Origin of the sequence: Coprococcus sp. ART55/1 (assembly GCF_000210595.1) — a bacterium.
In the GTDB taxonomy this organism is placed as follows: domain Bacteria; phylum Bacillota; class Clostridia; order Lachnospirales; family Lachnospiraceae; genus Coprococcus; species Coprococcus aceti.
Genome location: NC_021018.1, coordinates 797,160 through 800,681, shown reverse-complemented (window position 1 = coordinate 800,681; position 3,522 = coordinate 797,160). Strand labels below are relative to the sequence as shown.

Annotated in this window: 3 protein-coding genes and 1 pseudogene; all 4 read right to left on the bottom strand. The window is 38.0% G+C overall.

Annotated features, from left to right (window positions below; genetic code table 11):
• Positions 1–1,286: pseudogene (locus CCU_RS14410) on the bottom strand (DUF3849 domain-containing protein); the annotation flags it as partial.
• Between the two features lie 188 nt (positions 1,287–1,474).
• Positions 1,475–2,161 (bottom strand): RES family NAD+ phosphorylase, encoded by a 687-nt coding sequence (locus CCU_RS14265; RefSeq protein ID WP_208895966.1) that lies wholly within the window; start codon positions 2,159–2,161, stop codon positions 1,475–1,477.
• Positions 2,140–3,069, bottom strand: a complete 930-nt coding sequence (locus CCU_RS14260) for a HEPN-associated N-terminal domain-containing protein (RefSeq protein WP_015533642.1) — start codon at positions 3,067–3,069, stop codon at positions 2,140–2,142. The genes CCU_RS14265 and CCU_RS14260 overlap by 22 nt, the downstream gene beginning before the upstream one ends.
• 141 nt (positions 3,070–3,210) lie before the next feature.
• A partial coding sequence (locus CCU_RS03825; protein ID WP_208895965.1) for a helix-turn-helix domain-containing protein occupies positions 3,211–3,522 on the bottom strand: 312 nt, incomplete at its 5' end.

Sequence of the window (3,522 nt, the reverse complement as noted above, 5' to 3'; positions counted from 1 at the left end):
TTTAACTGTAGATCAGTTCCGTCATCACGATCTCCTCTGCCGAATATACGATGCTGTTCATCTTCGCTACCCAGAGCATCTGATTCTCTGCTTTCATCAGCTCCGTTATCCCCTCTCTCTCCTTCATCTGTCTGGTCAGAAGCTCCATTCTCTCCTCTGCCTGCTCCTGTATCATCAACAAGTGTTCCTTCAGCTTCCCGCTCAGAAGAAGTCCCGTATATACTCCGTTCTTGTGCTCCTGTAAGAACTTCTTCCTCATCAGTCCGTACTTTGTCAGTACCTCCTTCGGCTGTTCGTCCATTGCTACCATCGGTATCTGATAATCCCCGTTCTTCTCGTATGTCAGATTCATCATATTTGCTCCTTTCCCCGATTTCTCCGGTCTGTGTGATAGATTGTTCGTCTTGGCTTTCGCTTTCACGCTTTAACGCATTATAGTCTGCTTCAGATGCATTTGCAAGTTCTTTTTCGATATTTTTCTCAAGGGTGTCGATATGTTCCCTGCCTACTCTCGTTTCTTCCCGATTTTGGGCAATCTGCCTGTCATACGCTCCGATTGCTTTTCCAATTTCCATAAGGATTGGCTTGGATAAATCAGACACATTACTGCCAAGCTGTGACAGCGTTTCCACTGTGTTAAACTCATGGATATAAGGGAAATTTATTTCCTCGGCAAGCTCACTCTCCTCCATGCCACACCGCTTTAAAACGGTATAGGCAATGCTGTCGGCAAGGGTTTCCCGTATCCTTACTTCCACGTTCAGCTCGTCCAGTTTCTCCAGAAAGCTCCCTTCCTTTAAGTATTCCATATCCGAAGCAAGCTCTTTATAACAGTCCTCTGCAATCCGTCCGGCAATCTCCCGGATACGTCCCACAAACCCGGCTTCCCTGTCGGTGTCCCCATAAGTTTTTTCCAAACGGGAAATCACCGCTTCCATGTGTTCCTCACGCATTTCCCAAATGTTAGGGAATTGTCCGATTCTTCTTGCCTTATGCACATCTGAAATATCAAAGACATATTTCAAACCGGAAAAACTGTCCTCATCAATCAGTGCAATGCCCTTTGCACCTTTGTTTACCCAGCAGTGCATCTTTTCATTCCATATCTCTATGGAAGCACAGGCGGTTGCATCCGGTCTTTGGGCATAGATTAAAAGCTGTTCCTTAAATGGGTATTTATACAGTTTGGAAGCAGTATTTAGGTATCTCCTCCAGCTTTCTTCATTCCGCACGACTTCTTTTGCTGTTTCCTCTGCCAGTGCGGAAATCAATTTATATTTTCTCATGATAAACCTCCATTCTTATTTGATTTTCTGCAACAAAAAAGGTGGCTATGGTTCGTTCATGAGCCATTGCCACCAGTGACGGTAAACTTTATTCATTTTTTATCTTCTCCTTTCCGTTCTACTCTATTTCAAATATAAGAAAAGCACTTTGGATGATCCCAAAAGTGCTTAAATAGCCACAGATTCTATTATTTATTATGAAAAACAACTGGCTTTATATAATCATCAAAACTTTTTCCATTAGAATACTCATATGTTTCGTTATCAATTCGTACATTCAAAAAACCAAATCCGATAGAGCATGAAAAATAGTGCGTTTCTCCTTCGCCTTTCTTAAGACTTTCCAATAAATGCATAATAATATCATCTGAAATATCTGTTCCATATCCATCCTCCATCATGCATTTTGGAATATCTTTTATAAACTGTTTGATATCAACAAAAGAACTATATGTAAAGTTTCCACCACTTATCCCAAAAACATCACTTGCATTAATGTCACTCCTACTAACATTTGACAGAAAAAACAAATCCTCATTTCTTATAGATGAAATAACCTTTTCTCTTATTTTTACTGCCTTAACATCATCAATATAGAACCAATCCGTAAAATATCTCAATTCTTCATATCCCATTGCTCCATAACACGAATCATATATATATCCACTAATTTTACTGTTTGGTCCACAAAAAAATACATAATTTAATCCCTCAGAGCTCACACTGCTTCTATATTTTATTCCGTCATATCCTAACAACCGAACATACTCCGCTACCATTTGAGTCGCAATATATTCATATGACCTATCATTATTAGGATTTATTGGTCTACTTATTTCATCTTCAAACTGATTTAAAAAATCATTAATCCACAAAACATCCGAATTATAATCAACAGAAAAATGCTATTACTTATATTAAAATCTACTTCTTGAGATAAATCTAATACATTTAGGTTCTTTTTTGTAATAAACTTTGCTTGAACTGCACAATCTCCATCATGCAAACGACATTCCAAATATGCTGTTTGCGGTTGCGTAGCAACATATAAGTAAGATATCCCCGCCGGACTCATCCTATTATTAGTTGCAAATTGGGGTGGTGCTGGAGACAGCTCTTTATACATATCCAACGAATTTAAGTGACTTGCACTCTTAATCTCCATCTTTCTTACTCGATAAAGCTCAGTCCCTCGAGGTAATATTTCCGACATTTTTTCAAAATATGGTTTTAATGCCTCAAGTAATTCATCTCTTTTTTTTATTTTTGGATTAATATCAAAAAAACGATTATAGTATTTAACCAAGTGTTTAAATTCTTCCCATTTATAATGTTCCGTAATGCTTTCACTACCATACAATGCATTTTTTACTACAAACAAATCGGATTCAATATCTTCATATTTATCAACTTCACCATTTTTTATATCTTCTTGGCTCACCGCTGAATCTAAAAATAAATCCACAAATAATTGTTCCGTTCCTGCATTATAATTAAAAATATCTTCTTTCTCAAATAATATCTCCCTAATAGACATACCTGCTTCCTCCCCATATCGATCTATGTACATATCATCTTCTGAATCATACATTGAGCCCGTATCTTCCCCTAACACTTCATACTCTTTATCGAGTGACTCTCTTATAAAGATTCCAACCTCTCGAGTTTGCGCAATCGCAACATTTTTCCTACCACAATAACAGCAGTTTCCTATTCTTCGTCTATTATTAATATACTCTCTAATATTCTTTTGTAGAAAGCATTGCTCACAACACTGGTGCATATTCAATACTCCTTTTCTAAAATACTTCTGAACATGTTACAATTATACACCTGATAACTAAAACCAACTAGTCCCTTTTATTTTGCTAAACTATATGGTACAAGGATAAAAATTTTGTACCATATAGTTAAATAGTCTTATTTACTCATAAAACCCATGCTCCTCAATACCTTTTTCCAGAATACAGTTAATCATTTCCTCCAACTCCACGTTGTTAATCTCGCTGACAACGATCAGCTTGGCAAGGGTATCCTTCGGAACGGATACCGCATAACTCTCCTCATCCGCACGAAGTTCATGGACACAGATACCCAGTCCCTCTGCAATCTTGCACATAGCACCAAGCTCCGGCTCCTTAACTCCTGCCATAATGTCAAGGATTATTCTCTCCGGCACACCGGAAATTCTGGCAAGCTCCGCAATCCCGATTTCTTCCTCTTTCATCACGTTTAA